This is a genomic window from Gammaproteobacteria bacterium (genome assembly GCA_019911805.1).
Classification (GTDB): domain Bacteria; phylum Pseudomonadota; class Gammaproteobacteria; order Thiohalobacterales; family Thiohalobacteraceae; genus JAHJQQ01.
On the sequence record JAIOJV010000088.1, the window covers coordinates 36,288 to 59,225 of the forward strand.

At 65.7% G+C, this 22,938-nt stretch carries 23 protein-coding genes; 8 read left to right on the plus strand and 15 right to left on the minus strand.

The genetic code is table 11. The features are described 5' to 3' along the window. The first annotated feature begins 31 nt into the window (after window positions 1-31). Both K8I04_11245 and K8I04_11250 read left to right on the plus strand, forming a co-directional pair. Complete coding sequence (locus K8I04_11245; protein MBZ0072284.1) at window positions 32-970, plus strand: ABC transporter ATP-binding protein; 939 nt, start codon at window positions 32-34, stop codon at window positions 968-970. After that, window positions 967-1,740 (plus strand): ABC transporter permease, encoded by a 774-nt coding sequence (locus K8I04_11250; protein ID MBZ0072285.1) that lies wholly within the window; start codon window positions 967-969, stop codon window positions 1,738-1,740. Before K8I04_11245 ends, K8I04_11250 begins: the two co-directional genes overlap by 4 nt. A gap of 25 nt (window positions 1,741-1,765) precedes the next feature. On the opposite strand, the gene rnd is transcribed toward K8I04_11250, so the two are convergent. After that, window positions 1,766-2,926 (minus strand): ribonuclease D, encoded by a 1,161-nt coding sequence (gene rnd, locus K8I04_11255; protein ID MBZ0072286.1) that lies wholly within the window; start codon window positions 2,924-2,926, stop codon window positions 1,766-1,768. A 248-nt stretch (window positions 2,927-3,174) separates the two neighbouring features. On the opposite strand from rnd, the gene K8I04_11260 reads away from it, so the two are divergent. Beyond that, a complete protein-coding gene (locus K8I04_11260; protein ID MBZ0072287.1) occupies window positions 3,175-5,133 on the plus strand; it encodes an ATP-binding cassette domain-containing protein in 1,959 nt (652 codons plus the stop codon). A 194-nt stretch (window positions 5,134-5,327) separates the two neighbouring features. Next, window positions 5,328-5,726, plus strand: a complete 399-nt coding sequence (locus tag K8I04_11265) for a hypothetical protein (GenBank protein MBZ0072288.1) — start codon at window positions 5,328-5,330, stop codon at window positions 5,724-5,726. A gap of 179 nt (window positions 5,727-5,905) precedes the next feature. Here K8I04_11265 and K8I04_11270 read toward each other — a convergent pair whose 3' ends face one another. Then, window positions 5,906-6,520: an NAD(P)H-dependent oxidoreductase gene (locus K8I04_11270; GenBank protein ID MBZ0072289.1), complete on the minus strand. Its 615-nt coding sequence runs from the start codon at window positions 6,518-6,520 to the stop codon at window positions 5,906-5,908. Window positions 6,521-6,839: 319 nt separating this feature from the next. Here K8I04_11270 and K8I04_11275 point away from each other — a divergent pair, with 319 nt between their 5' ends. The 3 genes from K8I04_11275 (at window position 6,840) to K8I04_11285 (ending at window position 11,526) form a co-directional block, all read left to right on the plus strand. Next, window positions 6,840-7,934, plus strand: a complete 1,095-nt coding sequence (locus K8I04_11275; protein ID MBZ0072290.1) for an efflux RND transporter periplasmic adaptor subunit — start codon at window positions 6,840-6,842, stop codon at window positions 7,932-7,934. Further along, a complete protein-coding gene (locus tag K8I04_11280) occupies window positions 7,931-11,083 on the plus strand; it encodes an efflux RND transporter permease subunit (GenBank protein ID MBZ0072291.1) in 3,153 nt (1,050 codons plus the stop codon). Before K8I04_11275 ends, K8I04_11280 begins: the two co-directional genes overlap by 4 nt. Window positions 11,084-11,157: 74 nt before the next feature. Further along, complete coding sequence (locus K8I04_11285) at window positions 11,158-11,526, plus strand: pentapeptide repeat-containing protein (protein MBZ0072292.1); 369 nt, start codon at window positions 11,158-11,160, stop codon at window positions 11,524-11,526. 63 nt (window positions 11,527-11,589) lie between these two features. Here the strand turns inward: K8I04_11285 and K8I04_11290 are convergent, their stop codons facing one another. The 10 genes from K8I04_11290 to hisB form a co-directional block, all read right to left on the minus strand. Next, window positions 11,590-13,422: a DUF255 domain-containing protein gene (locus tag K8I04_11290; GenBank protein ID MBZ0072293.1), complete on the minus strand. Its 1,833-nt coding sequence runs from the start codon at window positions 13,420-13,422 to the stop codon at window positions 11,590-11,592. 57 nt (window positions 13,423-13,479) lie between these two features. Beyond that, complete coding sequence (gene tatC, locus K8I04_11295) at window positions 13,480-14,346, minus strand: twin-arginine translocase subunit TatC (GenBank protein ID MBZ0072294.1); 867 nt, start codon at window positions 14,344-14,346, stop codon at window positions 13,480-13,482. After that, window positions 14,333-14,767, minus strand: a complete 435-nt coding sequence (tatB, locus tag K8I04_11300) for a Sec-independent protein translocase protein TatB (GenBank protein MBZ0072295.1) — start codon at window positions 14,765-14,767, stop codon at window positions 14,333-14,335. Before tatB ends, tatC begins: the two co-directional genes overlap by 14 nt. A 91-nt stretch (window positions 14,768-14,858) precedes the next feature. After that, window positions 14,859-15,095, minus strand: a complete 237-nt coding sequence (gene tatA / locus K8I04_11305) for a Sec-independent protein translocase subunit TatA (GenBank protein MBZ0072296.1) — start codon at window positions 15,093-15,095, stop codon at window positions 14,859-14,861. Window positions 15,096-15,133: 38 nt separating this feature from the next. Beyond that, window positions 15,134-15,460 (minus strand): phosphoribosyl-ATP diphosphatase, encoded by a 327-nt coding sequence (locus K8I04_11310; GenBank protein ID MBZ0072297.1) that lies wholly within the window; start codon window positions 15,458-15,460, stop codon window positions 15,134-15,136. After that, window positions 15,453-15,857 (minus strand): phosphoribosyl-AMP cyclohydrolase, encoded by a 405-nt coding sequence (gene hisI / locus K8I04_11315; GenBank protein MBZ0072298.1) that lies wholly within the window; start codon window positions 15,855-15,857, stop codon window positions 15,453-15,455. The genes K8I04_11310 and hisI overlap by 8 nt, the downstream gene beginning before the upstream one ends. A gap of 110 nt (window positions 15,858-15,967) precedes the next feature. Next, on the minus strand, window positions 15,968-16,738 hold the full coding sequence (hisF, locus tag K8I04_11320) for an imidazole glycerol phosphate synthase subunit HisF (GenBank protein ID MBZ0072299.1): 771 nt from the start codon (window positions 16,736-16,738) through the stop codon (window positions 15,968-15,970). Window positions 16,739-16,940: 202 nt separating this feature from the next. Then, on the minus strand, window positions 16,941-17,678 hold the full coding sequence (gene hisA / locus K8I04_11325) for a 1-(5-phosphoribosyl)-5-[(5-phosphoribosylamino)methylideneamino]imidazole-4-carboxamide isomerase (protein MBZ0072300.1): 738 nt from the start codon (window positions 17,676-17,678) through the stop codon (window positions 16,941-16,943). 52 nt (window positions 17,679-17,730) lie between these two features. Further along, window positions 17,731-18,375: an imidazole glycerol phosphate synthase subunit HisH gene (hisH, locus tag K8I04_11330; protein ID MBZ0072301.1), complete on the minus strand. Its 645-nt coding sequence runs from the start codon at window positions 18,373-18,375 to the stop codon at window positions 17,731-17,733. 126 nt (window positions 18,376-18,501) lie between these two features. Then, window positions 18,502-19,095, minus strand: a complete 594-nt coding sequence (hisB, locus tag K8I04_11335; protein ID MBZ0072302.1) for an imidazoleglycerol-phosphate dehydratase HisB — start codon at window positions 19,093-19,095, stop codon at window positions 18,502-18,504. Between the two features lie 329 nt (window positions 19,096-19,424). On the opposite strand from hisB, the gene fnr reads away from it, so the two are divergent. Further along, the gene (gene fnr, locus K8I04_11340; protein MBZ0072303.1) at window positions 19,425-20,201 is read left to right on the plus strand and encodes a fumarate/nitrate reduction transcriptional regulator Fnr; all 777 of its coding nucleotides are present in this window, start codon (window positions 19,425-19,427) and stop codon (window positions 20,199-20,201) included. Window positions 20,202-20,384: 183 nt separating this feature from the next. Here the strand turns inward: fnr and K8I04_11345 are convergent, their stop codons facing one another. The 3 genes from K8I04_11345 to pip all read right to left on the minus strand — a co-directional run bounded on the left by K8I04_11345 (window position 20,385) and on the right by pip (window position 22,738). After that, window positions 20,385-21,014, minus strand: coding sequence for a class I SAM-dependent methyltransferase (locus tag K8I04_11345; protein MBZ0072304.1), 630 nt, complete (start codon window positions 21,012-21,014; stop codon window positions 20,385-20,387). Window positions 21,015-21,338: 324 nt separating this feature from the next. Further along, window positions 21,339-21,791, minus strand: coding sequence for a D-tyrosyl-tRNA(Tyr) deacylase (gene dtd / locus K8I04_11350; GenBank protein MBZ0072305.1), 453 nt, complete (start codon window positions 21,789-21,791; stop codon window positions 21,339-21,341). Then, window positions 21,788-22,738, minus strand: a complete 951-nt coding sequence (pip, locus tag K8I04_11355) for a prolyl aminopeptidase (GenBank protein ID MBZ0072306.1) — start codon at window positions 22,736-22,738, stop codon at window positions 21,788-21,790. The genes dtd and pip overlap by 4 nt, the downstream gene beginning before the upstream one ends. Window positions 22,739-22,938 lie beyond the last annotated feature (200 nt).

A 22,938-nucleotide genomic window follows, 5' to 3' on the forward strand; every position in this document is an offset into this window, starting at 1 on the left:
CCCCAGGATCGGCCGCCCGATACCCGATGTCATGACCACCGCACTGTCTCTGCGCAAGCTCACCAAGACCTACGCCAACGGTTACACCGCCCTGAAGGGCATCGATCTGGATGTCCTGGAGGGTGACTTTTTCGCCCTGCTCGGCCCCAATGGCGCCGGCAAGTCCACCGCCATCGGCATCATCGCATCGCTCGTCAACAAGACCAGCGGCACAGTCGAGGTATTCGGCCACGATATGGATACCGACCTCGCCGCGGCCAAGAGCTGCCTGGGCCTGGTGCCGCAGGAATTCAACTTCAACGTGTTCGAGCCGGTGGTGGAGATCGTGGTCAATCAGGCCGGCTTCTATGGCATACCCCACCGGGAGGCCGTCGTCCGCGCGGAATACTGCCTGCGCCAGTTGGGTCTGTGGGAAAAACGCCGCAGCCCGGCCCGCGACCTGTCGGGCGGTATGAAGCGGCGGCTGATGATCGCGCGCGCCCTGGTACACCGGCCGCGGTTGCTGATCCTGGACGAGCCGACCGCTGGCGTGGACATCGAGATCCGCCGCTCCATGTGGGACTTTCTGCGCTGCATCAACGCCGACGGGACGACCATCATCCTCACGACGCATTATCTGGAAGAGGCGGAAAGCCTGTGCCGCAACATCGCCATCATCGATGAAGGGCAGATCATCGAGAACACCAGCATGAAACAACTGCTCGCCAAGCTGCACACGGAAACCTTCGTGTTGGATCTCAAGGCGCCGATCGATGCCTGCCCCACGATCCCCGGCTACGACATCACCCTCCTGGACGAGACCACGCTGGAAGTGACCGTAGCCAAGGCGAGCAACGTCAACGCGCTGTTCACGGAGCTGACGCGCCACGGCGTCGAGGTACTGAGCATGCGCAACAAGACCGGCCGCCTGGAGCAGCTGTTCGTAGGCCTGGTCAGGGACAGCGCCGGCGAGCGACGGGGGATCGTATGACGCCACGCGAAAAATACATCGCCTTCCAGACCATCCTGGTCAGGGAGGTCCTGCGCTTCAGCCGTATCTGGATCCAGACCGTGCTGCCGCCGGTGATCACCACGGCGCTGTACTTCATCATCTTCGGCAATCTGATCGGCTCACAGATCGGCGACATGGGTGGCTTCCGCTACATGGATTACATCGTCCCCGGTCTGATCATGATGGCGGTGATCACCAACTCCTACGCCAACGTCGTGTCGTCGTTCTACGGCTCCAAATTCCAGCACAACATCGAAGAGATGCTGGTGGCACCGATACCGAATTACCTGATCATCAGTGGCTTCGTGGCGGGCGGGGTCGCGCGTGGCATCACCGTGGGCATCGCCGTCACGCTCACCTCGCTGTTCTTTTCGAAGCTGCAGATACACAACCTGTGGATTGCGGCCAGTGTGGTCGTGCTGACGTCGGTATTGTTCGCGCTGGCGGGACTGATCAATGCCGTGTTCGCCAATAGCTTCGACGACATCACCATCATCCCGACCTTCGTGTTGACGCCGCTGACCTATCTGGGCGGGATCTTCTACAGCATCGACATGCTGCCCGAGTTCTGGCAGAAGGCATCGCTGATCAATCCCATCCTCTACATGGTCAACGCCTTTCGCTACGGCATCCTCGGCGTCAGCGACATCGGCCTGTGGTCGTCGTACGCCATCATTCTCGGCTTCGTCACGGCCCTGTTCGTCTTCAGCCTGTATCTGCTGAACAAGGGGCATGGCATCCGGACCTAGAGGTTCCAGAGCTTGTTGAGCGGCTTCAGTCCTCCACCACCAGACCACCCGGCTGGATATGCAGCCGGCGGCGACCCTCGAGCACGTCCAGCAGTTGCTCGCCGGCCACACCACGGCGCCAGCCGCGCAGCAGCGGCGAGTGGGCACGCTCGCCACGCACCAGATTCTGCAGGTCCTTGCGGGAGGCGATGCTGGCGGGGTTGAGCGTCTGTGCCGCGGCCAGCTGCCGCAGTACGCCGGCGAGTACATCGACCGCGGCCTCCTGATCCTCGCTGAGTGCCTGTGGCCGCGCGCTGTCGGGCAGCGGTTCCGGAGGCTGGCCGCGGGCGGCCTCGAGCAGGCTCAGCAGTTCCGCTCCGTAGCGATCGATCACCGCAGGCTGCAGACCGCGCACCCGTTTGAAATCGTTCACCGACTGCACCTTGATGCGCGCCAGTGTCAGCAGCGCAGCGTCATCCAGCACCCATTTGCGCGGGCGGTTCTCCAGCTGGGCGCGCTGCTCGCGCCAGGCGGCCAGCGCCTGGGCGCAGGCCAGCGCCGGCCCACGGAATTTCTGCAGCCCGCGCAGGCGTCGCCAGGCCTGGTCGGGTGGGTTCTCGTAGGTCGCGGGATCGGTCAGGGTCGCGAAATCGTCCGCCAACCAATCGAGTCGACCGTGTCCGGCCAGCTCGTCGCGCATGACCGGGAACAGTTCGGCGAGATGGCGCACATCGGCGGCCGCGTACTCCAGCTGTGAGGCCGTCAACGGGCGCCGCGACCAGTCGGTGCGGGTCTCGGATTTGTCGAGCTCGAGGCCGAGGCGCTCCTTCACCAGCGCCGCATACCCCATCTGCTCGGAGTAGCCCAGCAGCGGTGCCGCCACCTGGGTGTCGAACAACGCGGCGGGCAGCATGCGGTGGCTGTGCCAGAACAGCTCCAGGTCCTGGCGCGCGGCGTGAAACACCTTGAGGATACGGGGATCGGCGAACAGCGCCACCAGCGGATCGAGGGACGTCACCTGTTGCGGGTCGATGCAGGCCACCTCGTCGGCGGAGGCGATCTGGATCAGACACAATTGCGGATAATAGGTACGCTCGCGCAGGAACTCGGTATCGACGGTCAGCCAATCGGACTGCGCCAGGCGCGTACAGAGTTCACGCAGCTGATCGTCGCGTTCGACGAACAGATAGGGATCGGAGAGGCTCATGCTGGGTGTTGCAGGGCTTTCAGGCCCGCCCCGCCATCGGGTCGATCATCTCCGGGCCGGGGATGTCGCCCTCCCGGGCCGCCATCGATCGCTGCGCCAGATCGTTGCGGGGCTCGAAGGGTGCATCGAATGCGTTCATGCCGGTCTATCCAGTCCTGATTCGGACGCCAAGGCTGGGGTATTTCCCCGGTGAATGCAAACCCCGGCTTTCTATTGGAATAAGGCGCCGGCTGGTACACTGCGCGCCCATGCTCGAACTCCGCAATGTCAGCCTGCGGCGCGGTCCGCGCCAGCTGTTTTCCGATGCCACCGTGACCCTGCACGCGGGCCAGCGCGTCGGCGTGACCGGGGCCAACGGCAGCGGCAAGTCCAGCCTGTTCGCGCTGCTGCGCGGCGAGCTGCAGAACGACACCGGCGAGTGTCGCGTCCCCGCGCACTGGATCATCGCCCAGGTCGCTCAGGAGACCTCGGCCCTGGAGCTGCCCGCCCTCGACTACGTGCTGCGCGGCGACGCGGAACTGGAGCACCTGCAGAAGCAATTGCACGCCGCCGGGTCCCAGGACAGCCTCTCGGCGCAGGCGCCTCACCGGCAGGCCACGCACGATGGCCCGCGCATCGCCGCACTCCATGCCCAGCTCGAGGCCATCGACGGTTACAGCGCACCCAGCCGGGCGGCGCGACTGCTGCATGGGCTCGGATTCACAGCCGACCAGGAGCACCTGCCGGTCGCACAGTTCTCCGGCGGCTGGCGCATGCGGCTCAATCTCGCCCAGGCACTGATGTGCCGCTCCGACCTGCTGCTGCTCGACGAGCCGACCAACCATCTGGATCTCGACGCGGTGCTGTGGCTGGAGGAATGGCTCAGCCGCTACCCGGGCACGCTGCTGCTGATCTCGCACGACCGCGAGTTCCTCGACCGCACGGTGCAACACATCCTGCACATCGAGCGTGAACGGGTGCGTTTGTATACCGGCAACTATTCCGACTTCGAGACCCAACGCGCCGCACAACTCGCGCAGCAGCAGACCGCCTTCGAGCGTCAGCAGCGCGAGATCGCCCACATCCAGCGCTTCATCGATCGCTTCAAGGCCAAGGCGACCAAGGCCAAGCAGGCACAGAGCCGCATAAAGGCACTGGCACGCCTGGAGCGCATCGCCGCCGCGCACGTGGATTCGCCGTTCCAGTTCGAATTCCCCCTGCCAGCAAAGCTGCCACATCCCTTGCTGCAACTGGAGCGGGTGTCGGCGGGCTATGCGGACAAGGTGATCCTCTCCGGCGTCGACCTGAGCCTCGCACCCGGCGACCGGCTCGGCCTGCTCGGGCCCAACGGCGCGGGCAAGTCCACCCTCATCAAGCTGCTCGCCGGCGTGATCGGACCGCTCGGCGGCCAGCGTGCGGGCGCGCCCGACCTGGATGTCGGCTACTTCGCCCAGCACCAACTCGAACAGCTGGACGCCGGCGCCAGCCCGCTGTTACACCTGCAGCGCCTGGCGCCGCGCGCGAGTGAGCAGTCATTGCGCGACTTCCTCGGCGGCTTCGGTTTCTCCGGTGCGCTCGCCGAGTCACCGGTCGCGCCGTTCTCGGGCGGCGAGAAGGCGCGCCTGGTGCTGGCCCTGCTGGTCCATCAGGCACCGAACCTGCTGCTGCTCGACGAACCGACCAACCACCTCGACCTGGAGATGCGACTGGCCCTGGAACTCGCGCTGCAGGACTACCCCGGCGCCGTGGTGCTGGTCTCGCACGACCGCCACCTGCTGCGCACCGTGACCGACCGTTTTCTGCTCGTCGCCGGCGGCCACGCACGGCCCTTCGACGGCGACCTCGACGACTACCGCCGCTGGCTGGAACAGCGCGCGCGCACCAGCGAATCCCGCAGCGAAGACAGCGAAGACAAGGCCCACAGCGCCACCGCCCGCCGCGAGCGCAAGCGCCAGGAGGCCGCACAGCGCCAGCGCCTGCAGCCGCTGCGCAACGAACTCAAGAAGCTGGATGCGCAGCTCGAGAAATTGCACACGCGGCAGACGGAACTGGAAGCCGCGCTCGGCGACAGCACGCTCTACGAGGCGGCGCAGAAAGGGCGTCTGCAGCAACTGCTGGTGGAGAAGTCGGCGCTGGACAGCGAGTTAGAAACGACGGAAGAGCGCTGGCTGGAGGTCGGTGAGATGCTCGAAGCGGCACCGGAACCCGACGAGAACCCTTCTCTGTAACGCCGCTCAGGCCACCGGCATGAAGGTGCCCGATGCACCGTCACCCGATTCGTGCGATCGGGCACATTTACCGCGACCCACGAAGACCACGGCACCTGCTCACGGCGTGCCGCACCTTCCTTTTGCACCGCCGTGTCCGTTGTGGTTAATTGTCCCCATCTACTTACTCATCCTGAACCGAGGAACCATCCGCCATGATCCGACCCGCCGCCTTCGCCGCACTCACCGCCCTCGCCTTGAGCGCGCATGCTCAGCTGTCTGTCGGCATGAACGAGGCGACCATGCAACAGATGATGCAGGGTATGCAGGCGCTGCAGACCTGTATGGAAAACGTCGATCAGGCAGCGCTGGAACGGCTCGGCGAGCAAGCCGAGCAGGTGGAGGCGGAAGTCAAGACGCTGTGTATGCAAGGCAAGCGTGATGCGGCGCAGGCCCGGGCCGTGGCGTACGGTATGCAGGTCGCGAAGGAGCCGGCCGTGCAGGCCATGGCCGAGTGCGGCAAGGAGATGCAGGGGATGATGCCGCAAATGCAATCGCTGCCGTATGCGGATATCGCGGATGACCACGCGGCTGGACATGTCTGCGACGAGTGACCCGACGCACGCGTGGTTGTACCTGATGACCTGAATTTCCGACCGATGCTCCAAGCACTCGGGCGGCATCCGGCCCTGTAGTGTGGCGAGCATTACCCTCAGCACCCGTCGCCGGACCGTGCAGGCAACGCACTGCCCGGATGACAGCGACCGAGCGCAGCGTCCGGTGTCCGGCGGAGTCACATCCCGTTCTTGTACACCGATCGGTCCGCCGCGCCGCTGGCGCGCACCTGGCGCAGGGCGATGGCGTATTCCTTGAGCAGGGTCAGCGCGTAGCGGATGCGATCGCGGAAATACGCATCGGCGGCTTCGTCATTGGCGGCGGGATCGTCGTTGAGCACCGTCTCGACGTTGCGCACGACAATCTGCTCGGGGATGTAACAGATGCGGTTGTTCTTGTAGCTGCTCATGCGCAGCTCGGCGACCGGATAGGCACCGCCGTCGGCGGACGACACCGTGACGATGAGCGCGGGCTTGTGGGCGAGCTCACCCTTGCCCCAGAGCAGGAAGAAATTCTTCAGGCCCGCCGGTACCTGGCCATGCCATTCCGGCGAGACGATCACGAAGGCATCGCTGGCGTGCAGTTGCTCCGCCAGCGGCCCCAGCTGCGCCTCCCATTCAGGGTGGCCGTCCCAGACGCCCTCATCCCACAACGGCAGCGGGTTGCCGGCCAGACTGAGCAACCAGGTCTGCGCACACAAGCCATGCTGTTTTAAACTCGTCTCGACGTGGCGCGCGACCTTCTCGCTCTGGGAGTCGTGCCGGTGACTGCCGCTGATGATACTGATCTGCATATCGGATTCCTGAACTTGGATTCCTGGCCGGCAGGAGGCCCACCAGGAGCCTGTCGGACCTGGGCGATCATAGCGCGCCGGGTGGGAAAGCGAGGTCATTTCTTCGATCCTTCGCGGACAATAGCCGTAGCTATTTGACGAGCAGGATCAAACAATGGACGGCTATCCCACCGGCGCGGTAGATCAGCCCCAAATCCCGACGGGCCCCTAGTCTAACAGGCGGGTCGGACGGGGCCTAAACCCCTTCACCGCGGGACGTCCAGGATATGGCCACAGTCGTGGCTGCGCCCCAGAAGGCTTGTTGATACCATTCCCCCATATGCCTCCCTATCACTCCCGTAACGCACGACCGGCGCGGATTATCCTCGGCGCTGCGCTGCTCATCCTGCTGGGCGCCTGTGGCGACCGGCAATCTGCGCCCGGGCAAGACGCGGCCCGCGTCGACCAGCCCGTGCTGGTCACTGTCGCGACCATCGCCACCGAACGGCTCGCCCAGACCGTCGTGCGTACCGGCACGCTGCGCGCCCGCCGCATCGTGCGCCTGCACAGTCAGGAGGAGGGACGGGTCGAGACGCTGGCGGTATACGAAGGTGACCGGGTCAAGGCCGGCACCCTGCTGCTGCAGCTGGACGACCGTCTGGTGCGCGCCGAGCTGAACAAGGCCGAGGCCAACCGCCGCCAGGCCGAACAGGACCTCACGCGCCTGCAGCGCCTGGCCGGCCGCAAGCTGGTGTCCGAGGACGAACAGTTGCGCGCCGAGACCACCCTGCGCATCGCCGAGGCCGAGGAATCACTGCTCAAGACGCGCCTGGGCTATACCGCCATCCGGGCGCCGTTCGACGGCGTCATCACCGAACGCATGGTCGAGCCGGGCGACGCCGCACCGCGCTTCACCCACCTGCTGACCCTGGCCGATCCGGATTCGCTGGTCACCGAGGTGCCAATCTCCGAGCTGATCCTGCCCACGCTCACCGTCGGCGACGCCGTCACGGTACGTATCGACGCGCTGGGGGCCGCGACCTATGCCGGCCGCATCGACCGCATCCATCCCACCGTCGATGCGAACACCCGGCAGGGTATGGTCGAGATCGCCCTCGACCCCGTGCCGCCGGGCGCCCAGGCGGGCCAGCTGTGCCGCGTCTATCTGCCCGGGGAGGTACGGCCGCGGCGCAGCGTGCCGCTCGCGGCCCTGCGTCAGGATACGCAGGGCGAGTACGTCTACACCATCGATGCCGAAGGCTACGCCCGCCGCACGCCGGTACACAGCGGCATGGCGCTTGGCGAACGCATCGAGATCGTCGACGGGCTCGCCGACGGCGACCGGGTCATCACCCGCGGCTTCATCAATCTGGCCGCCGGCAAACCGGTGAAGATCGTCGCCACAGCGGACGCCCCGCCGACACCCCGGCCATGAGCACGTCGCAACCCCCGGCCGCGCCCGGACGCAGCGGCGGGCTCGCCGCCTGGTCGATCCGCCACCCCATCGGCGTCACCATGATCGCGCTCGCCGTGGTGGTACTGGGCTTCTTCTTCTCGCTGCGCCTGCCGGTCGACCTGTTGCCGAACATCGTCTATCCCGAGGTGCGCGTGCGCATCCTCGATCCGGGCGTCTCGGCGAGCATCATGGAGGACCAGATCACCCGCAACCTGGAAGAACAGCTGGCGATCACGGAAAACGTCATCTCCCTGATCTCCACCAGCAAGGAAGGCGAGAGCGCGGTGGACATGTGGTTCCCCTACGGCACCGACATCGATATTGCGCTGCGTGATGCCAGCAACCGTCTCGACCGGGCCATGCGCTTCCTGCCCACGACCATCGATCCGCCCATCATCTACAAGAGTGATCCGCAGCAGATACCCGTGGCGGAATTCGTCGTCAGCTCGGCGCACCTCGACCCCGTGGAACTGCGCAGCTATGTCGACTACTCGCTGTCCCGGTCGTTCATCAACCTGCCCGGCGTGGCCTCCACCGAGGTCGGCGGCGGCCTGGTGCGCGAGATCCAGGTACTACCCGATCTGGAGCGCCTGGCGGCGGTGGGCCTGACCCCCGACGGCCTCGTCACGCGGCTGCGCGCAGCCAACCGCGACGTGGCCGCCGGCCGGCTGCACGCCGGAGCACGCGAATACAGCAGCCGCACCGACGGACGCTTTCAGCGTGTCGAGGAGATCCGCCAGCTGCCGATCGTGGTACCGGGCGGCCACAGTCTGCCGTTGCAGGAACTCGCCGAGGTCCGCGACACCCACGAGGACGAGCGGCTGCGGGTGCGCTTCGACGGCGTCGCGGGCGTCAAACTCACCATCCAGAAACAGCCGACGGCCAACACCGTTGCCGTGGTCGACGCCGTCATGGCGCGGATGCAATGGCTGCGCGACACCGGCCAGCTGCCCGCCGACGTGGACATCAGCACCGTGTCGGACCAGTCCATCTACGTGCGTTATGCGCTCAACAACGCGATCGCGGCCGGCTTGAGCGGCGCGGGGCTGGCGATGGCGGTGGTGTTCCTGTTCCTCGGCGATGTGCGCCGCACGCTGGTGATCGGTAGCGCCATCCCCATCGCCATCGCCGTCACCCTGTTCGTCATGGAATTCACCGGGCTGACCCTGAACATCATGAGCCTGGGTGGCCTGGCGGTCGGCATCGGTATGCTGGTGGACAGTGCCATCGTCATGCTGGAGAACATCCACCGCCATCAGGATGCCGGCGAGGAGCCGCTGCACGCCGGCATCCAGGCCGCCACCGAGGTCAACAGCGCCATCGTCGCGTCCACCAGCACCAACCTGGCCGCCGTGCTGCCGTTTCTGATGATCGCGGGATTGTCGGGGATGCTGTTCCGGGAGCTCATCATCACGATCTCGGCCGCCATCTTCGCAGCCATGGTGGTGGCCTTGACGCTGGTGCCGGCCTGGGGCACGCGCCTGCGCCCCGAGCACGAACGTGGCGAGCCCGCCTGGCACCGTGCCTTCAACCGCCAGCTCGGCAGGCTGCAGCGTACCTATGCACGCCTGTTGCGCGGTCTGACGGCGCACCGCGGCACGCAACTGCTGGCACTGCTCGCGTTCGTGGTGCTGCTCGGTGTCAGTGTGCTGCCCTTCCTCACCGGCAAGGAGATCTTTCTGCCGGACCTGGACGATGGCCGCATCACGGTGCGCGTCACCGGCGACACCGGCACCGCCATGGAAACCATGGACGTGACCGCCCGACGGCTGGAGGCGCTGTTCCACCGTCAGTCCGAGGTCGAGTCGGTGTTCACTACCACCGGCGGCTTCATCTTCGGGCGCACCGCACGCGAGCTGTCCAGTCGCGCCACCCTGCAGGTACAGCTCAAACCCCTGGACCAGCGCACGGTCTCGTCCAATGAGTGGGTCACCCACATGAACACCGAGATCGAGCAGCTGCAGCTGGTCGGCTACAAGATCATCATGCGCGTCGCCGGCCTGCGCGGCCTGCGGGTCGGCGCGGGTGAGGACGACATCGCCTTCCGCGTCCAGGGGCCGGATCTGGACACCCTGCAGGAGCTGGGCCCGCAGGTCGTCGCCGTGCTGAACGACACGCCCGGCCTGCGCAATGTCTCCTGGACGGGTGAAGAGGCCCAGCATGAACTGGCGGTGACCGTCGACCGCGAGCGTGCCACGCAGCTGGGACTGGACGTGGATGATATCGGCATGGCACTGCGCTTCGCGCTGGATGGCGAGCTCGCCGGCGACTTCATCGCCGACGACCGGCAGTTCGATATCCGCGTGCGCCTGCCGCAACCGGACATGAAAACGATCTCCGACCTGGAAAGTATTTTACTGACCGCGTCCGGCGGCAACCGCCCCGCGGTACGCCTGAGCGATGTCGCCCGGATCGGCCTGACCGCCGCCCCCACCGAGATTCTGCGCTACCAGCAGGAACGCATGATCGAGGTGTACGCCTCGCTGAGCGGCACCCGGGCACTCAGCGAGGTCATGGAGGATGCGCTGCAGCGGCTGGCGGCGCTCGATCTGCCGGCCGGCTATCGACTCTACGACATCGGCGCCTTCACAGAACTGCAGGAAGGCCGGCAGATCGCCGGACTGCTGCTCGCGCTGGCGCTGTTCCTGGTGTTCGTCGTCATGGCGGTACAGTACGAGTCGCTGCGCAATCCGTTGGTGATCCTGTTGAGCGTGCCCTTCGCGGTTACCGGGCCGGCGCTGGCGCTGCCGCTGCTGGGCGTGCCGCTGTCCATGCCGGTATGGCTCGGCCTGATCATGCTCGCCGGCATCGTCGTGAACAATGCCATCGTGCTGGTGGAGTACATCGAACTGCTGCGCGCACGGGGTCGGTCCGTGCACGCGGCCATCGCCACGGCGGGCGAACTGCGGCTGCGTCCCATCCTGATGACGACCCTCACGACCGTGGTAGGCCTGCTGCCGCTGTCGCTGGGCTGGGGCGAGGGCGCGGAGATGCTGCAGCCGCTGGCCCAGACCATGGTCTGGGGGTTGAGCTTCTCCCTTTTGGTATCCTTGCTGTTGGTACCCGTGATCTACCTCGGCTTTCACCGCGTCGCCCCGCCCGTCCCGTCCCGCAGCGCCAGCGCCTGAGCACCGGACGGCCCGCGCACCGCTGGTGGTCCACTGCTACACTGCCCCCAACTGCGAGATCGAGGGAGAGGCCCATGAGCGACCAGACACCCGCCATCAAGAACGATCCGCTCTACCAACTGTTGCGCGCCGGCAAGGTCGACGAATTCAACCAGCGCCGACAGGCAGGTGAGCATTGCGATCTGACCGGTTGCGATTTCCGTGGCCTGGACCTGCGCGGTCTGGATGCCGATGGTCTGGATCTGAGCAACAGCTACTTCCGCCAGGCGGACTTGCGCGGCGTCGATCTGAGTACTGCCCGGCTGACCGGCGCAAGCATCCACGGCGCCAAGATCTCCGGGGCCCACCTGCCCGTCGACCTGGCCGCCGACGAGATCCTGATGTCGCTGACACACGGCACCCGGCTGCGCTACGGCACACCGGTGCGCGCCTGCAAGGAGTGAACCTGAAACCTGCATTGGCCGCGGGAGCACACGGAAACCCACGGGCAAGACCATGAACGGCGTTCAGTCGCGCCGATACAGCGCAGCGTAGCTCGCGTGCACGAACGGCGCGCGCCGCACCGCCGGCAGCGCCTGCGCCAACGCCCGGCGCAGGCGCGGTGCAGCGACACCGAGGTCCTGCGACACCGCCATCAGCACCGCCGGCGGCGCGGGCAGCGGACCATCGGGCACGGCGCTGCCGGCCACCCCCCAGTGCAACAAGGCATCCTCACCCAGGCGCCAGCCGCCTTCCTCAGCGTAGAACCGCGCCCAGGCCTGCTCGGTCAGACCCCGCAGTCGCCGCTCAGCGTCTGCGTCTGCGCCGAAGACCTCCCCGTAATCGCGCAGGCCGGCGGCGACGAGGGTGTAATCCTCCAGTTCCGCCGCAGCCGGCACGTGACCGTCCGGGTGCACGCGCAGCAAGCGCCCGCCGACAAGAAAATGTGCCACGATGAAGTCCCGCTGCGCCCGCGCGGCACGCGTATAGCGCCCCTGCGGGTGCCCCGCATCGAACCGGCGCGCGGCCTCACTCAAGGCCGTCAGCATCAGGCCGTTCCAGCCGGCCAGACGCTTGGTGTCGACGGGCAGCCCACGCGCGCTGCGCGCCGCCCGCAGGCGGACACGCAGCGCCGCGAGGACCTGTCCGACCGCGGCCGGTGTGCGGTCGGTCGCGTGCGCCAGCGCAGCCTCGTCCAGGCGCGGTATCAGGAGATGACCGCCCTCGAAGTCGGGCCTGTCGTCCAGCGCCCAGAGGCGCTCCAGCAGCGGAAAGTACTCACCCGCCAACCGCTCGATCTCCGTCGTGTCCCATAGATAGTAACCACCCTCCTCACCCGCGGTGTCGACCGCTGACAGCGCGGCAACATAACCACCGCCCGGTGCCGCCATGTCCGTCAGCAGAAACTCCAGCGTATCGCGGGCGGTGGCGGCGAAGCGTGCCTCGCCAAACAGCTCCGCGGCGCGCAGATACACGACGACGAGCTGGGCATTGTCGTAGAGCATCTTTTCAAAATGCGGCTGTTGCCAGCCGGGATCGGTCGTGTAGCGGAAGAAGCCCCCACCGAGATGATCGCGCAGGCCCTGCGTTGCCATCTGCTCCAGCGTAAACCGTAGAAAATCCGCCAGCCGCGGGTCCGGCCTGCGCGCCTGCAGCTCCAGCAGCGCCGCCAGCTGTGGCGCCAGCGGGAATTTGCTCTGTGCGCCGAAACCGCCGGCGAGGGTGTCGGCCCGTGCCAGCGCCTCGTCCAGCAAGCGGTCATCGAGGGGCCGGGGGGGCTGCCCCGCAACGGCCTCCCCGGTCTGCGTCGACGGGTCGTTGCGGGTAGCGGCGGCGGCGCGCGCCAGGTCCGCGAGCGCCTCGGCGTCACGCGCCCAGCGCCCTGCGAGGTCTTCCAGAATGCCCTGAAATTCCTGCGGAGGCAGATAGAGGGTGCCGGCCAGTGGGAAACCATCGGGGGTGAGGAAGACATTGGCCGGCCAGCCCGCCTGGCCGCGCGTGTGGCGCAGGAAGTCCATCAGTCCGGCGTCGACCGTCGGTGACCATTCGCGGTCGAGCTTCACGGGGATGAAATGGCGGTTGATGTACGCGGCGATGCCAGGGTCGCGATAGCTCTCCCGCTGCATGACGTGGCACCAGTGACAGCTGAAGTAGCCGGTCGACACCAGCAGCAACCGACCCTCGCGCGTCGCACGACCGAAGGCCTCCGCATCCCACAGCTGCCAGTGCACCGGATCGTCCGCATGCATGGCGAGATAGGGTGAGGGGTGATCCGCGAGCCGGTTGCGCGACGGCGCATCGGTGCCCGGGACGGACAGCGGCGCGAACAGCAGCAGGATCAGGATCAGAGGGACGGGCATGATTCCCTTCCTTCGCGCCACCGCGCGGGGTCGGGCGCACTATTTATGGACTGGCACTCACGGCTTGGGCTCCGCGGCGTCCTTGCGTTCGTCCGCCTCGATACGATCAAGCTCGGCGTCCATGTCCGCCTCGGTCATGGGTTCGAAGGGCGTGTGGTCGGTCTCGGCGGTGCTCTTCTTCGGCACGAAGTGCCGGGCCATGAACACGCCGATCTCGAACAGCAGCCACATCGGCAGGGCGAGCAGGGTCTGCGAAATGATATCCGGCGGCGTGAGCAGCATGCCGATCACGAAGGCGCCCACGATGATGTAGGGGCGCTTCGCCGCCAGTGCGTCCGGCGTCGTCACACCCATCCACACCAGGACGAAGGTGGCCACCGGGACCTCGAACGCGGCGCCGAAGGCGAAGAACAACGTCAGCACGAAGTCCAGATACTTGCCGATGTCGGTCATCACCGCCACACCCTCGGGTGCGGTGCCGGTGAGGAAGGCGAAGATCAGGGGAAACACCACATAGTAGGCGAACAGCCCGCCCAGATAGAACAGCAGCGTGCTCGACACCAGCAGCGGTACGATCATGCGGCGCTCGTTCCGATACAGCCCGGGCGCGATGAACGCCCACAGCTGATAGAGCAGAAACGGCACGGCGACGAAGATCGCCAGCACCAGCGTGAGCTTGAAGGGAATCAGGAACGGTGACACCACCTCGATGGCGATCATGGAGCTGTTTTCGGGCATGTGCGCGAGCAGCGGCTCGGCCAGCAACGAGAACAGCTGGTTGGCGAAGGGCGCCATCGCCAGAAAGATAACGAGCACGACCACGACCATGCGCAGGACCCGGTCGCGCAGTTCGACCAGGTGGGCAAGGAACGGCTGCTCCACGTCGCCAGCGGACGTGTCGCGCTTGGGATCAGATCTTGCCATGCTGCTTTGGCGACGCCTGGTCCGTCAGCTCGGTGGCGGCGGTGCCCCCGGTAACGGCGGTGTCCTCGACGGCCGCGGTGTCCTCGACGGTCGCGGTGTCCTCGATGGCCGCGGCTTCCTCGGCATCACGCGCCGCCTGGGCCTCCGGGCTGAAGAACTCCCGGGCGGCGGCCGTGGCCTGGTCGACCTCTTCAACAATCTCGTGCAGACCGACGGAATCGGCCTGTTTCTCGAGCGTACGCTTGAGTTCTTCGGTGGCCAGTTCGCGCTGCACATCCGCCTTGACCGTCGCGACCATGCGCCGCGCGCGGCCCATGTACAGCCCGGCCGTACGCGCCACCCGCGGCAGACGCTCCGGGCCGATGACGATCAGCGCCACGATTGCAATGAGGATGAGTTCCCAGAAACCGATATCAAACATGATGTCAGGGACTAGGGGCCAGGGGTTAGGAGGAGGTGCGGAAAACGGGTAGTTTTCCTAGAACCTAGTCCCTAGTCCCTAACCCCTGATCCTATGCCTTATCCTTCTCTTTGGCAGTCACTTCGCCATCGATAGTGCGGCCGTCCGCCTGCTCGAGCTGATCTTTGTCGGCGCCCTTTTCCTCGCCTTCTTTCACCGCACTCTTGAAACCTTTGACGGCGGTGCCCAGATCCGAGCCCAACGTCCGCAGACGCTTCGCGCCGAACAGGACCAGCACGATCGCCAGAACGATCAGAAGCTGCCAGATACTGATGCCACCAAATCCCATACCAACTCCTCCAGCCGCAACTCAGCGGCGCTGTAAATTCAGGCCTGATCAGGCGTACGGGCCGCCTTCTCCTCCAGCCCCGAGAGACCGAAGCGGCGTTCCAGTTCCTGCAGTACATCTGCGGGACCGAGGTCCTGCTGCGCCAGCATGACCAGGGTATGAAACCACAAATCCGCAGTTTCATAAATCAAGTGCTCCCGCGCACCACCCTTTGCGGCCAGGATGGTCTCGGTGGCCTCTTCACCCACCTTCTTCAGGATGGCGTCGAGACCTTTGCTGTAGAGCCCGGCAACATAGGAACTATCGGGATCGGCGCCTTTGCGCGCCTCCAGGATCACTGCCAGCCTCTCCAGGGTATCACTCATGGCCACTCCGCTGCGTATAGATGCTGCCGGGGTCCTTCAGTACCGGTTCCACCGCCTGCCACTGACCATCTTCCAGCCGGTGGAAGAAGCAGCTGCGCCGGCCGGTATGACAGGCAATGCCACCGACCTGCTCGATCTTCAGCAGGATCACGTCCTTATCGCAGTCGAGGCGGATGTCGCGGACCTCCTGCACATGCCCCGACTCCTCGCCCTTGCGCCACAGGCGCTGGCGCGAGCGCGACCAGTACACGGCGCGCCCTTCAGCCACGGTGAGCGTGAGGGATTCGCGGTTCATCCAGGCGAACATGAGGACCTCGCCGGTCGCCGCGTCCTGCGCGATCGCCGGTACCAGGCCATCCGCAGTCCATTCGATCTCATCCAACCAGTTCGGTTCCATGTTCCCGATTACGCTCCGGCGTCTCGATAGGACGCCCCAGGGGGTGGATTTATTGCAGACGCCGCCAATTCACGTGGCAGCATCCGAACGGCACCCGGCCGCGCCTGCGTCTACAGGCGGACCTCCACGCCGGCGGCGGCCATGTACGCCTTGGCCTCGGCGATGGTGTAGGTGCCGAAGTGGAAGATGCTCGCGGCCAGCACCGCATCCGCGCCGCCCTCGCGCACGCCCTCGACCAGATGATCGAGGTTGCCCACACCGCCGGAGGCGATCACCGGCACCTCCACCGCATCACTGACGGCACGGGTGAGTGCCAGATCGAAGCCGTCCTTGGTGCCGTCGCGATCCATGCTGGTGAGCAGGATCTCACCAGCGCCGTAGTCGACCATGCGGCGCGCCCACTCGACGGCATCCAGACCGGTGGGCTTGCGCCCGCCGTGGGTGAAGATCTCCCAGCGCGCCGGCTCGCCCGCGGTGCTGACACGCTTGGCGTCGATGGCCACGACGATGCATTGCGAGCCGAAGCGCTCGGCCGCCTCGCGCACGAATTCGGGCCGGCTCACCGCCGCAGTGTTGATTGCGACCTTGTCGGCGCCGGCATTCAGCATCCTGCGGATGTCGGGCAACGCGCGGATGCCACCGCCAACGGTCAGCGGGATGAACACCTCGCCGGCGACCTGCTCGACGACGTGGACCATGGTCTCACGATCGTCGGAGCTGGCCGTGATATCCAGAAACGTGATCTCGTCGGCACCCTGCTCGTCGTAGCGGCGCGCGATCTCCACCGGATCACCGGCATCGCGGATCGCGACGAACTTCACGCCCTTGACGACACGTCCGGCATCGACATCAAGACAGGGGATGATACGTTTGGATAGCATGAATTCAGGTCCTAGGTCCTAGGTCCAGGTTCTAGGTCCTAGGGGTTCGTGGTCAGGCTTGGGAGCGAGATCTTTCCTCGGTCTACTTAAAAGTCAGGTCCTAGGTCCTAGGTGCTAGGAGTTCGCGACCAAGCTCAGGAGAAAGGTTTTCCCTCGTCCCTAGCACCTAGAACCTAGAACCTAGAGCCTAGAACCTAGAACCTCAACCCCGTAATTCATCGACCCGTTTCTGGGCGGCGGTCAGATCGATACTGCCTTCATAGAGGGCGCGGCCGATGATCGCGCCCATGATGCCCTCGTTCTCCTCGGCGCACAGCGCGTCGATGTCGGTCATGCTGCTGACACCACCGGAGGCGATCACCGGAATGGTGATGGCGCGTGCCAGTGCCAGCGTGGCCTCGACGTTGACGCCGTTCATCATGCCGTCACGGCCGATGTCGGTGTACACGATCGCCACCACGCCGTCGCGCTCGAAGCGCTGCGCGAGTTCCTGGACGTTATGGTGCGACAGCTTGGACCAGCCGTCGATCGCCACCTTGCCGTCTTTGGCGTCGAGCCCGACGATGATGTGCCCCGGAAATTCCATGCACAGATTGTTGACGAAATGCGGCGCGCTGACCGCCTTGGTGCCGATGATGACATAGCTGACGCCGGCATCCAGATACGCCTGCACCGTGTCCTCGTCGCGGATGCCGCCACCGACCTGGATGGGCAGGTCGGGAAAGGTCGCGGCGATCTCCTTGATCACCGCCGCATTCACCGGCTGGCCGGCCAAGGCCCCGTTCAGGTCGACGATGTGCAGCCGTCGCGCGCCGGCCTCCACCCAGCGCCGCGCGACCTCGACGGGGGCGTCGGAGAATACCGTCACGTCATCCATGCGGCCCTGGCGCAGACGCACACATTTGCCGTCTTTCAGGTCGATGGCGGGTATCAGCAACATGGTCCTGTCCTCTGTGCCTGATCAGGTTGTGAAGTGTGATCCGGGGACCAGTCTAGTCCTGACCGTCCCAGTTGACGAAATTGGCCAGCAGCCGCAGCCCGGCGTGTTGACTCTTCTCCGGGTGGAACTGCACGGCAAAGACGCCCTCGCCGCGCAGGGCGCTGACGAAGCTCAGGCCATAGTCGGTCGTGCCGGCGCAACTGGCCATGTCGGCCGGCTGCGCGTAGTAACTGTGCACGAAATAGAAACGGCTGTCCTGCTCGATGCCGTCCCAGAGCGGATGAGCGCGCTGCTGCACCTGATTCCAGCCCATGTGCGGAATCTTCAGACGTGTGCCGTGGGCGCTGTCCGTGAACCCATCCGGGAAGCGCCGCACCTGGCCGGCGATCAGACCCAGGGCCGGCGTGCCGCCGTTCTCCTCGGAAAAGTCCAGCAAGGCCTGCATGCCCAGGCAGACGCCGAGCAGCGGCCGCTGGCCGACCAGGCCGCGGATCAGGGCATCGAATTCCAGTCGCCGCAATTCTTCCATGCAGTCGCGGATGGCGCCCACGCCCGGGAAGATGACACGATCGGCGCGCTCGATCTCGGTGCGATCGGCTGTCACCACGACGCGCGTGTCACCGGCGACGTGCTCCACTGCCTTCGCGATGGAATGCAGGTTGCCCATGCCATAGTCGATGATGGCGACGGATGTCATAGCGATGGCAGCGGGTAGGAGCGGCCTGTGGCCGCGAACCGGGTTTGCTCCACGCGGTTCGCGGCCAAGGCCACTCCTACAAGGTTATGTGAGTAAGTACCCATGGTGACGGGTTAAGGAGCCGGCTCAGAGACTTCCCTTGGTGGAGGGCACCCGGCCCTGCATGCGCGGATCCGGCTCGGCCGCCATGCGCAGGGCGCGCCCGAAGGCCTTGAAGAGCGTCTCGGCGATGTGATGAGCGTTCACCCCACGCAGCATGTCGATGTGCAGGGTGGCCGGTACGTGGTTGACGAAGCCCTGGAAGAACTCGCGCAGCAGATCCACGTCGAAATCACCGATACGGGCCCGCTGGAACTGGACGTGGTACTCCAGCCCCGGCCGCCCGGAAAAATCGATCACCACCCGTGATAACGCCTCATCCAGCGGCACGTAGGCATGGCCGTAACGGCGGATGCCCTGTTTGTCGCCCAGCGCCTGGCCGAAGGCCTGGCCCAGGGTGATACCGACGTCCTCGACGGTGTGGTGGGCGTCGATGTGCAGATCGCCCTCGGCCTGGATGTCCAGGTCGATCAGCCCATGGCGGGCGATCTGATCCAGCATGTGATCCAGGAAGGGTACGCCGGTGCTGAAACGCGCGGCGCCGGTCCCGTCGAGATTCACCCGGATGGCGACGCGGGTCTCGAGCGTCTCCCGCCGCACCTCGGCTTGTCGTTGTGTCATGTTGGATCATCCGGGCGAGACACGCGGCACTCTGTGCTCAGTCGGTCTTCTATTCAGTGAGTCGGGAAAATGGCGTATCCGCCGCGCGCAGCCCTGCAGACAGATCCACGGCAGCGACCCGATAACGGGCTCAGACGGCATCCTAACTGAAAATCACTTCGGAGAGAACCACCTGCGGCGCCCGCGACACGCCCGGGTAGCATATTCGGACCCAGTGACCTAGCCTGTGACCAATGGCGCCCATCAGCGCCTAAATTGATTTAGCTCAAACAATCTGCTCAAATCGAACTGCCGATCGCCGGCCCGATGAAGGAACTTACTTGGGCATCATGGACTCTTCCGTCGTCAACCTGAGTCGTATCCAGGCCGCCTGCGAAAATTGCAGCCTGCACCAGCTGTGCCTGCCGCTGGAGCTCAACCACAGTGACGTCGAGGAGCTGGAGCGCATCATCAAACGCCGCCGCCCGTTGCAGCGCGGCGAACGGCTGTTCCAGGCGGGTGACAGCTTCTCGTCCATCTATGCCATCCGCTCCGGTTCGGTCAAGACCTTCGCCCTCACCGACGACGGTCAGGAGCAGGTGACCGGCTTCCATCTCCCCAGCGAGCTCGTCGGCCTGGACGCCATCACCAGTGTGCTCCACAACTGCACGGCCGAGGCCCTGGAGACCACCAGCGCCTGCGAGATTCCGTTCGACATGCTGGAAGATCTCGCGACCCGTATCCCGGGACTGCAACGCCAGCTGCTGCGCATCATGAGTCGTGAGATCCTGGAGGATCAGGATATGATGATCTGGCTGGGCAAGAAGAGCGCCGAGGAACGGCTCGCCTTGCTGCTGCTGCGTATCTCCAAGCGTTTCAGCGACCGCAACTTTTCCGCCTGCGAATTCAACCTGAGCATGTCCCGGACCGACATCGCCAATTACCTCGGCCTGGCGGTGGAGACCGTCAGCCGGCTGTTCTCGCGCTTCCAGGCCGACGAGCTGCTGCGGGTCGACCGCAAACATGTCGTGATCAAGGACATGGCCGGCCTGCAGCGCATGGCCGGTCACGAACCCCGCGTGCCCCAACGAGCCACATACGCGGCGGATCCGGCCACATCAAAATAGGCAACGGGCTCGCTGCGCGCGAGTACCGGCGCACGAGCCTGTTTCTTGGATTCGGTACGTCAGGCCACGCCCCGACGCCTGTATGGGCTCCCTGCCCACTGCCGCCGCGCATCCTGCACACGCGGGACGCCTGGGCGCGGCGTCATACCGCCGGATGCGCTGATGCGCGCAGCGTCGGGCGTGTTATGGCCCACGGCCTGACGCATGACGCACGAACCTGAAGTAGCCAAACTGCTGATCCTTGCCGCCGGGGGTCACATGACGCTCGGCGGTTTCCTCGACCAGGTCGAATGCCGCACCGAGTTCGGCGCACAGTTTGGCCGCGTCGTACTGCACGATATCCAGATCGCTGCAGCGGGTCGGACCTCCCAGGGCGAAGGCGGCGATGATCACCTGACCATCCGCCATCAGACTGCGGTTCAGCGCCTCGACGTAGCGGCGCCGGTCAGCGGCCGCGGTCAGGAAGTGGAGGACGGCGCGATCATGCCAGACGGCGTACCGTCGGGCCGGCACGAACTCGGTGACATCGGCGTCGAGCCAGTGCACGCGCGCTGCCTGCGCGCCGAGACGTGTGCGGGCATACGCGAACGCCCGCGCCGACAGATCGAGTACGGTGACATCGGTGTAACCGCGCCCCAGCAGCCGATCGACCAGCACCGAGGCCCCGCCACCGATATCGATGAGCGGCGCATCGAGGGGCACGCCCGTGGCCGCGATCAGTTCCAACGACAGCACCGGTTCAGCCTGGTACCAGCTGACCTCCAGCGGGTTCTTGCGCGCATACACCGCGTCCCAATGCATCTTTCTGTCCATGCACGACACCCCCTGTACGAGACGTCTGCAGGCATGACCATCCACGCGCTGCCACTGCCATAGTACGACCATGGCGGTACAGTCTCACGCAGAACGGCCGGGTAGTTTGCCGTTCATCAAGGCAAAACCCGGAGGATGCCTGTGTGTTCTACTGATGCTGGCCAGTGGCTACCGCCCGACGATGTGCTGTTTACGTACCCACAGGACACAGCGGAGCCCGAATGACGCACAGCGTAATCCGGGGAAACGGTGATCCTCCCCCGGATTCCGGCCCTACGAGCTGCATCCTGGCCACGGGTAATCCGTCAGGTACTCATGCAGCGCTCAATGACGCGGGGGCTCCACCTGCAGCCAGAAGGTGACCGGCCCGTCGTTGGTGAGACTGACCTGCATATCAGCACCGAAGCGGCCGGTTGCGACGTCGGTATGGGCGGCACGGGCGCGCGCCGCCAGATGATCGAACAGCCGCCGCCCTTCTGCGGGCGTCGCGGCGGGCGTGAAACTCGGCCGCATGCCCTTGCGCGTGTCCGCCGGCAGTGTGAACTGCGGCACCAGCAGCAGCCCGCCGCCGCTATCACTCACGCTCAGATTCATCCGACCCTCCGCATCCGGGAATACGCGGTAGCCGAGCAGGCGCTCCAGCAGCCGTTCGGCCTGGACCTCGCCGTCACCGCGCTCGACCCCGATCAGCACCAGCAGGCCGCGACCGATGGCAGCAATGGTTGCGCCGTCCACCGCCACGCGCGCCTCGGTGACGCGCTGCAGCAGCCCGATCACGCCAGGCGCTCGGCAAACTCGTCGGTGGCGCGCACCAAGGCCGCGACGGTGCCGGACTCGGTCGCGGAATGGCCGGCATCAGGGACGACCTCCAGCCGGGCCTCGGGCCAGGCCTCGTGCAAGGCGAAGGCCTGCTCGACCGGGCAGACCACGTCGTAGCGGCCATGCACGATGACGCCGGGGATGTCTTTGAGACGGTACGCATCGAGCAGAATCTGGTCCGGCCGCAGAAAGCAGTCGTGCAGGAAGTAATGACACTCGATACGCGCCAGGCTGAGCGCGGTGAAGGGATCACCGAAGTGGTCGATCACCGACTGGCGCGGCAGCAGTGTTGCCGTACGCCCCTCCCACAGCGACCAGGCCTTGGCCGCGGCCATGCGTGTCACCTCGTCGCTGCCGGTCAGGCGTGCATGATAGGCCTCGACCAGCCGGTCGCGCTCCTCGGGCGGGATGGGCGCGAGGTAGTCCTGCCAGTAATCCGGAAACAGAAACGAGGCACCTTCCTGGTAGAACCAGCCAATGTCACGTGGCCGGCAGAGAAAGATGCCGCGCAGCACCAGGCCCAACACGCGCCCGGGGTGGGTCTCGGCATACACCAACCCGAGCGTCGAACCCCAGGAGCCGCCGAACACCAGCCAGCGCTCGATGCCAAGGTGCTCGCGGATGAACTCGATATCGGCGACCAGGTCCCCGGTGGTATTGCCGTCCAACTCGGCGTGTGGCGTCGACTGCCCGCAGCCGCGCTGATCGAACAACACGATGCGGTAGCGTGCCGGGTCGAAGAAGCGCCGCTGGAAGGGCTCACAGCCGGCCCCCGGACCGCCGTGCAGGAACACCACGGGGATACCCGCCGGATTCCCGCTCTCTTCGACGTACAGCTGATGCCCGCCGTCGACGGCCAGGGTGTGGCGGACGTAGGGCTGAATATCGGGATAGAAACCCTGCATGCGGGGACCTCGTCTGTGTGGTATGCCGGGAGGGCAGGTTCTAGGTTCTAGGTCGAGGAAAGGCCTGGCCCCCAAACTTGACCGCGAACCCCTAGGGAACCTCTGATTAACCCGTCATTGCGAGGAGCGCAGCGACGCGGCAATCTCAAAGTTGTTGATCTGCCGTCGAAGGAGATTGCCGCGCTTCGCTCGCAATGACG

Excerpts from the sequence above, each read along its gene's own strand:
- K8I04_11245 (MBZ0072284.1), top strand. The coding sequence starts at position 32 with ATGACCACCGCACTGTCTCTGCGCAAGCTCACCAAGACCTACGCCAAC.
- K8I04_11250 (MBZ0072285.1), top strand. The coding sequence starts at position 967 with ATGACGCCACGCGAAAAATACATCGCCTTCCAGACCATCCTGGTCAGG.
- rnd (MBZ0072286.1), bottom strand. The coding sequence starts at position 2,926 with ATGAGCCTCTCCGATCCCTATCTGTTCGTCGAACGCGACGATCAGCTG.
- K8I04_11260 (MBZ0072287.1), top strand. The coding sequence starts at position 3,175 with ATGCTCGAACTCCGCAATGTCAGCCTGCGGCGCGGTCCGCGCCAGCTG.
- K8I04_11265 (MBZ0072288.1), top strand. The coding sequence starts at position 5,328 with ATGATCCGACCCGCCGCCTTCGCCGCACTCACCGCCCTCGCCTTGAGC.
- K8I04_11270 (MBZ0072289.1), bottom strand. The coding sequence starts at position 6,520 with ATGCAGATCAGTATCATCAGCGGCAGTCACCGGCACGACTCCCAGAGC.
- K8I04_11275 (MBZ0072290.1), top strand. The coding sequence starts at position 6,840 with ATGCCTCCCTATCACTCCCGTAACGCACGACCGGCGCGGATTATCCTC.
- K8I04_11280 (MBZ0072291.1), top strand. The coding sequence starts at position 7,931 with ATGAGCACGTCGCAACCCCCGGCCGCGCCCGGACGCAGCGGCGGGCTC.
- K8I04_11285 (MBZ0072292.1), top strand. The coding sequence starts at position 11,158 with ATGAGCGACCAGACACCCGCCATCAAGAACGATCCGCTCTACCAACTG.
- K8I04_11290 (MBZ0072293.1), bottom strand. The coding sequence starts at position 13,422 with ATGCCCGTCCCTCTGATCCTGATCCTGCTGCTGTTCGCGCCGCTGTCC.
- tatC (MBZ0072294.1), bottom strand. The coding sequence starts at position 14,346 with ATGGCAAGATCTGATCCCAAGCGCGACACGTCCGCTGGCGACGTGGAG.
- tatB (MBZ0072295.1), bottom strand. The coding sequence starts at position 14,767 with ATGTTTGATATCGGTTTCTGGGAACTCATCCTCATTGCAATCGTGGCG.
- tatA (MBZ0072296.1), bottom strand. The coding sequence starts at position 15,095 with ATGGGATTTGGTGGCATCAGTATCTGGCAGCTTCTGATCGTTCTGGCG.
- K8I04_11310 (MBZ0072297.1), bottom strand. The coding sequence starts at position 15,460 with ATGAGTGATACCCTGGAGAGGCTGGCAGTGATCCTGGAGGCGCGCAAA.
- hisI (MBZ0072298.1), bottom strand. The coding sequence starts at position 15,857 with ATGGAACCGAACTGGTTGGATGAGATCGAATGGACTGCGGATGGCCTG.
- hisF (MBZ0072299.1), bottom strand. The coding sequence starts at position 16,738 with ATGCTATCCAAACGTATCATCCCCTGTCTTGATGTCGATGCCGGACGT.
- hisA (MBZ0072300.1), bottom strand. The coding sequence starts at position 17,678 with ATGTTGCTGATACCCGCCATCGACCTGAAAGACGGCAAATGTGTGCGT.
- hisH (MBZ0072301.1), bottom strand. The coding sequence starts at position 18,375 with ATGACATCCGTCGCCATCATCGACTATGGCATGGGCAACCTGCATTCC.
- hisB (MBZ0072302.1), bottom strand. The coding sequence starts at position 19,095 with ATGACACAACGACAAGCCGAGGTGCGGCGGGAGACGCTCGAGACCCGC.
- fnr (MBZ0072303.1), top strand. The coding sequence starts at position 19,425 with ATGGACTCTTCCGTCGTCAACCTGAGTCGTATCCAGGCCGCCTGCGAA.
- K8I04_11345 (MBZ0072304.1), bottom strand. The coding sequence starts at position 21,014 with ATGGACAGAAAGATGCATTGGGACGCGGTGTATGCGCGCAAGAACCCG.
- pip (MBZ0072306.1), bottom strand. The coding sequence starts at position 22,738 with ATGCAGGGTTTCTATCCCGATATTCAGCCCTACGTCCGCCACACCCTG.